Here is a 5,572-nt window from a genome sequence, read left to right as displayed (position 1 = left end):
TGGCCGGGGGCCGGCGCGGCGGCGGGCGGCGCCGCACCGTCGACGCGCTCCACCACGTTGCGCCGGATCACGTTCTTCCCGGGCTCCCGGACCAGCTCCATGGCGGCGGAGTTGAGCAGCACACAACTGCCCGACGGCCCGGTCACCGTCACCGTGGCGGCCCGGTTGTTGTCCAGGTTGGTCACCCGCAGCCGGGTACCCACCGGGAAGCGGTCGCTGGTCGCCGCCGGCGCTTCGCCCTCCGCCGAGAAGGTGACCGAGCCGGAGCAGACGGACGCCCGTGCCGGTTCGGTGCCGGCGAACCCCAGACTGGTCCCCACCGCCACACCCGCGACGGCCAGCACCGCCACGCTCGCCGCCAGCACGTGCCTGCGCTGCACCCTCATCGCCGTCACTCCCGTCCTCGGTGTTTCTCTCACCGCCTGGTACGGACGCCAGGGCCCTACCGTTCAGCCGGGACGGGTATCGATCGTGCGGCGGCCAGGTCCACCGGCCCGTATCGGGTGCGCGGCGCCCCGGTGATCAGCGCCCAGTAACGGTCACCGTACGACCAGTGCCACCACTCGGTCGGGTAGTTCACCATCCCCGCACCGCCGAGGGCGTCCACCAAGATCTGTCGGTGCCGGCGGGCGGTGGCGCCGATCGCCGGAGCGTCGGTGAAGCAGGCGTCGGCGCTGTCCTCCGGGGTGGCGTCGATGGCCGTGCCCAGATCCAGCTCCACCCCGTCGTCGGTGCAGAGCGTGAGGTCCACCGCGCCGCCCGTGCTGTGCGGTGCCACGTCGACCGGTGAGACGAACTTGGTGGTCTCCCGGTGCAGGCGCTCGGGCGACCAGTCCGGGTGTCGCCGACGCAGCTCGTCCCGGTAGCCGGTGAAGATGGCCAACTGCGCCTGGTACGGCCGGTAGCCCTCGACGACCAGCAGCCGCATTCCCCGGGGCAGGGCACGCTGCGCGGCCAGCAGGCGGTCGACGACCCCGGCGCGCAGCCGGGCGTACGCCCCGGCCGGGTCGGCCGCCCGAGCGTCGAGCCGCAGCTCCGGCAGCTCCCGCAGGTCCAGCAACGGGTCGCCGTCGTCGGCGCTGGGCACGGCCGCCACCCGGGGGTCGGAGAGCAGGATCATCGGACGCTCCCCACCGTGTTCGCCGCCCGTTCGGCGTGTCGGGCGCGGGCCAGCCCGACGAGCCGGTCCACCACCTCCCGGTAGCTGACCCCGGCGGCGGCCCACACCTTCGGGTACATCGAGTGCGCGGTGAAGCCGGGCATCGTGTTCAGCTCGTTGACGTACAGCTCACCCGCCGTCTCGTCGTAGAAGAAGTCCACCCGGGCCAGGCCCCAACCGCCGATCGCGGCGAACGCGCGCAGCGACAGCTCGCGGACCCGCGCGGTCACCTCGCCCGGCAGGACGGCGGGGACGATCATCGGATCGGCGACGCCGAAGTACTTCTGCTGGTAGTCGAACCAGCCGCCGGCGACCCGCACCTCGCCGACCGCAGACGCCTCGGGGCGCCAGCCACCGAGCACCGCGCACTCCAACTCGCGGCCGGTGATGCCCTGCTCGACCAGGACGTGTTGGTCGTGGCGAAGCGCCTCCTCCACGGCGGCGGCCAGGTCGTCGTCCTCGCCGACCCGGGAGATGCCGATCGAGGAGCCCATGCTGGCCGGCTTGACGAAGAGCGGCCGGGGCAGCCCGCGCACCAACTCCTCCGGGTTCTCGGTTGCCCGGTAGGTGGGCGCGTCGAACGCGACGTACGGGACGACCGGGACGCCCTCGGCCCGCAGCGCCCGCTTCATCGCCACCTTGTCCATGCCCACCGCCGAGGCGAGGATGCCGCAGCCGACGTAGGGCACGTTGAGCGTCTCCAGCAGCCCCTGCACCACACCGTCCTCACCGAACGGGCCGTGCAGCACCGGGAAGACCACGTCCAGCTCGGCGTGCACCGCGCCCGGGGCGTTCGCGGCGGCCACCTGCACGACCCCCGGGCGCGGGCCGCGCCGCAGCTCGACGCCGGGCCGGTCACCATCAGTTGGTCGTCGATGGCCCGCTGCGCGGCGGGCCGGTCGCGCAGCTCGGCCAGGAGCGCGTCGGGCATCAGCCGGAACCCGCCGGCGCGGGTCACGCCGATGGCGACAGTGCGGTAGCCGCCGCCGGCGAGCGCCCGGGCTACCCCGAGCGCGGAGGCGCAGGACACCTCGTGCTCCGCCGACGGTCCACCGAACAGGATTCCGATCCGAGTTGGCGCGCTCACGCCGCCACCGCCTGCACAGTCGTGGCCTCGGCGGGCCCCTGGGCCAGCAACCGGGCCACCAGCGCCGCCTCCACGTTGCCGCCGGTCAGCACCACGCCGACGGTCCGCCGACGGTCCGGCAGCACGCCCGGTTCGGGGGCGAGTCGGAGCGCGCCGGCCAACCCCGCCGCGCCGGACGGCTCGGCGAGCAGCTTGAGTTCCATCAGGATCAGCCGGAACGCCGCCGCGATCTCCTCGTCGTCGACCCGGATCACCCCGCGCAGCTCGTTGCGGACGATGGCGAACGCAGCTCACCCACGCAGGAGGGGCGCAGCCCGTCCGCGATCGTGGGTGCGGGCGCGACCGGGACCCGCTCACCGGCCGCCAGGCTGCGGGCGAGCGAGTCGCAACCCACCGGCTCCACGCCATACACGTCGATGCCGGTGCCGGCCGCGGCCAGGCACGCGCCGGCCACCCCGCCACCACCACCGACCGGTACGACAAGCGTGTCCAGTGGGGTGCCCGCGCGCTCGGCCTCCTCGATCAGCTCCAGGCTGGCGGTGCCCTGCCCGGCGATGACATCCGGGTGGTCGTAGGCGTCGATCACGGGGTGTCCACTGTCGGCACTGAGCCCGGTGGCCATCGCCACCCGCTCCTCGACGTCGGTGCCGGCGAAGACCACCCGCGCCCCGGCCGCTCGGGCCCGGTCGACCTTCGTCGTCGCCGCGTCGACCGGCAGGACCACGGTCGCCGCGAGCCCGTGCTGCCGGGCCGCCAAGGCCACCGCCACCGCGTGGTTGCCGGTGCTCTGCGCGATCACACCGTGGTGGCCGGCCGCGGCCAGCCGGCCGACCGCCCGCAGCGCGCCGCGCATCTTGTACGAGCCGCCGTGCTGGAGGTTCTCCGCCTTGAGCAGGACCCGCGCCCCGGCGAGTTCGTCGATCACCGGGGACCGCAGTACGGGGGTGCGGACCACGCGGTCGGCGAGCCAGCGGGCGGCCTCCGTGACATCGACCTGGATCTGATCAACGGTGTGTGACATCGACTTGCCTTCCTGTTCGCGGACACACCCCCGGCGGGATCCAGCGGCACGCGGACCCCGGGCGGAGGTGGATGGAGCGCTAGGTCAGTTGGGGTAGCTGGACGTCGACCCGCAGGCCACCGTGCTCGGCGGGCCGGGCCGCGATGATGCCGTCGTGTGCCTGCGTGATCGAGCGGGCGATGGCCAGGCCGAGGCCGGCCCCGCCGCCGTGTGAGGTCCGGTCCCGGGCGAGCCGACGGAACGGCTCGAAGAGACCGGCCACCGCCTCGGCCGGCACCGGCTGGCCGGTGTTGACCACGGACAGCGCGGGCACGCCGCTCACCGTGACGGTCAGCGAGCCGCCCGGCCGGTTGTACTTGATCCCGTTCTCCACCAGGTTGGTGACCAGGCGCTCCAGCAGCACCCGCTCGCCGACGACGACCCGGGGTACGAGGTGGGTGTCGATGGTGACCCCCGCGTCCCGGGCGCGATCGAGGTACCCGGCGAGCACCGCCTCGACGATCGTGTCGAGCCGCTGCGGGATCCGCGAGCGCAGGCCCTGGTCACTCTCGCTCAGCGCGAGCAGACCCTCGATCAGTCGCTCGTTGCGCTCGTTGGTCTCCAGCAGCTGGCTGGTCAACAACTCCAGTTGGTCACCGCTGAGCGCCCGCGCCATGCCGACCTCGATGAGCGTCCGCTGCACCGCGAGGGGCGTACGCAGTTCGTGCGAGGCGTTCGCGGCGAACCGCCGCTGCCCCTCGTACCCGGCGGAGACGCGTTCCATCATCTCGTCGATCGCCCGGGACAGCCGGGCCAGTTCGTCGCTGCCCCGGGGCCGGATCCGGTGACCGAGGTTCTGCGGGCCGAGGTGCCCGATGGGCCCGGCCAGGTCGCGGACCGGGCGCAGGCACCACGCCGCGCCGAACCAGAGCGCCGCCAGCGCGGACAGGGTCACCAGGATCACCGCCGCCAGGGGCAGCACGAACGCTGTCGGTCGTACGTCGGCACAGACCGTGGTCAGTCCGGGCACCGGCAGGTCGCAGAACTGTTGCCCCCAGGTCCAGGTCGCCCCGGTCAGCCACTTGCCGATCGTCGGCAGCACTGGCCCGGCCAGCAGCGCCAGCAGACCCACCAGCAGCACCCGGCGGCGGGGCGTCCAGCTCACGCGGTGCCGCCGATGCGATAGCCGGCCTTCGGAACGGTGTGGATGATCGGGGGATCGCCGAGCTTCTTGCGCAGGGTCATCACGGTGACCCGTACGGCGTTGGTGAACGGGTCGGCGAACTCGTCCCAGGCCTTCTCCAGCAACTCCTCGGCGCTCACCACCTGCCCGTCGGCACGCAGCAGCACGTGCAGCACCGCGAACTCCTTCGGGCTGAGCGCGAGCGGGTGCCCGTCCCGGGTGACCACGTGCCGGCCCACGTCCAGCGCCAGGCCGTCGCGGGCGAGCACCGGGGGCAGCGCCGGCGTGGACCGTCGACCGAGTGCCTGCACCCGGGCCACCAGCTCGGCGAAGGCGAACGGCTTGGTCAGGTAGTCGTCCGCCCCCAGGCCGAGACCCTCCACCCGGTCCCGGATACCGGCGGCCGCGGTGAGCAGCAGCACCCGGGTGCCGACCTGCGAGTCGGCGATGCTGCGGCACACTTCGTCACCGGTGTGCCCGGGCATGTCCCGGTCCAACACCGCGACGTCGTACCGGTTCACCCCGACCCGCTCCAGCGCGCCGTCACCGTCATAGCAGACGTCGACGGCCATCGACAGGCGGCGCAGCCCTTCGGCCACCATGTCAGCCAACAACCGCTCGTCGTCCGCCACCAGCACCCGCACGTCTTCCGCTCCCCCGAGTTCGGCTTGCCCGGCATACCGTCGCAGGCCCGGGTTAAGGGTTCTGTAAGCACCCGCCGCAGCCATCCTCCACGGGAGCGTCGAGTGGGCAACCCACCCCAACCCAGGCACTGTCGGCTTGCTGCCCGGCCCATCCCGTCTGCGTGGTTCGTCCACCGGCGACCACGCCGGTCGGCGGCCACTGGTGAGCTGCGTCACCGGCGTGCGGTGGTTACCGGCAGCCCGGCACCGGGCGGAGAACCCGTTCGGCTGCTGCGACGGCTGTGCCGGGAGGCGCTATCCGGCGGCTGAGTTCCGCACCGGCTCGTCGACGTGCTGCATCTCCGCTCCGGCTGGCCGCCAGAGGCCGGAGCCATAGCCGCGCAGAGCGGTATACCTGTGCGGCATATTTATGGGTCTTCTGCTGGGTTTGTGGGTTGTTTGGTGGTCATCGTTTGGGGAGTTGGGGCCGGTGGCTGCCGAGGCTGAGCATGGCCAGGGC

General features: G+C 73.1%; 6 protein-coding genes and 2 pseudogenes. All 8 read right to left on the bottom strand.

What is annotated here, in order from left to right; translation table 11 throughout:
• Positions 1-386: pseudogene (locus JM949_RS33005) on the bottom strand (septal ring lytic transglycosylase RlpA family protein); the annotation flags it as partial.
• Between the two features lie 56 nt (positions 387-442).
• Positions 443-1,120, bottom strand: a complete 678-nt coding sequence (locus JM949_RS33000) for a M15 family metallopeptidase (RefSeq protein WP_203151976.1) — start codon at positions 1,118-1,120, stop codon at positions 443-445.
• Complete coding sequence (locus JM949_RS32995) at positions 1,117-1,965, bottom strand: D-alanine--D-alanine ligase family protein (RefSeq protein ID WP_309232434.1); 849 nt, start codon at positions 1,963-1,965, stop codon at positions 1,117-1,119. Before JM949_RS32995 ends, JM949_RS33000 begins: the two co-directional genes overlap by 4 nt.
• Before the next feature lie 167 nt (positions 1,966-2,132).
• A pseudogene (locus JM949_RS40075) lies at positions 2,133-2,189 on the bottom strand (hypothetical protein); the annotation flags it as partial.
• A gap of 53 nt (positions 2,190-2,242) precedes the next feature.
• Complete coding sequence (locus tag JM949_RS38145) at positions 2,243-2,500, bottom strand: PALP domain-containing protein (protein WP_238434323.1); 258 nt, start codon at positions 2,498-2,500, stop codon at positions 2,243-2,245.
• Positions 2,497-3,267: a threonine ammonia-lyase gene (locus tag JM949_RS32990; RefSeq protein ID WP_238434322.1), complete on the bottom strand. Its 771-nt coding sequence runs from the start codon at positions 3,265-3,267 to the stop codon at positions 2,497-2,499. The genes JM949_RS38145 and JM949_RS32990 overlap by 4 nt, the downstream gene beginning before the upstream one ends.
• A 79-nt stretch (positions 3,268-3,346) precedes the next feature.
• Positions 3,347-4,411, bottom strand: a complete 1,065-nt coding sequence (locus JM949_RS32985; protein WP_203151975.1) for a sensor histidine kinase — start codon at positions 4,409-4,411, stop codon at positions 3,347-3,349.
• Positions 4,408-5,073 (bottom strand): response regulator transcription factor, encoded by a 666-nt coding sequence (locus JM949_RS32980; RefSeq protein ID WP_203151974.1) that lies wholly within the window; start codon positions 5,071-5,073, stop codon positions 4,408-4,410. Before JM949_RS32980 ends, JM949_RS32985 begins: the two co-directional genes overlap by 4 nt.
• Positions 5,074-5,572: the final 499 nt, after the last annotated feature.

The sequence above is a fragment of the Micromonospora tarensis genome (assembly GCF_016803395.1).
Taxonomy (GTDB): domain Bacteria; phylum Actinomycetota; class Actinomycetes; order Mycobacteriales; family Micromonosporaceae; genus Micromonospora; species Micromonospora tarensis.
Note: the sequence above shows the minus strand (reverse complement) of the source record. Positions and strands in the feature narration are given on the sequence as shown.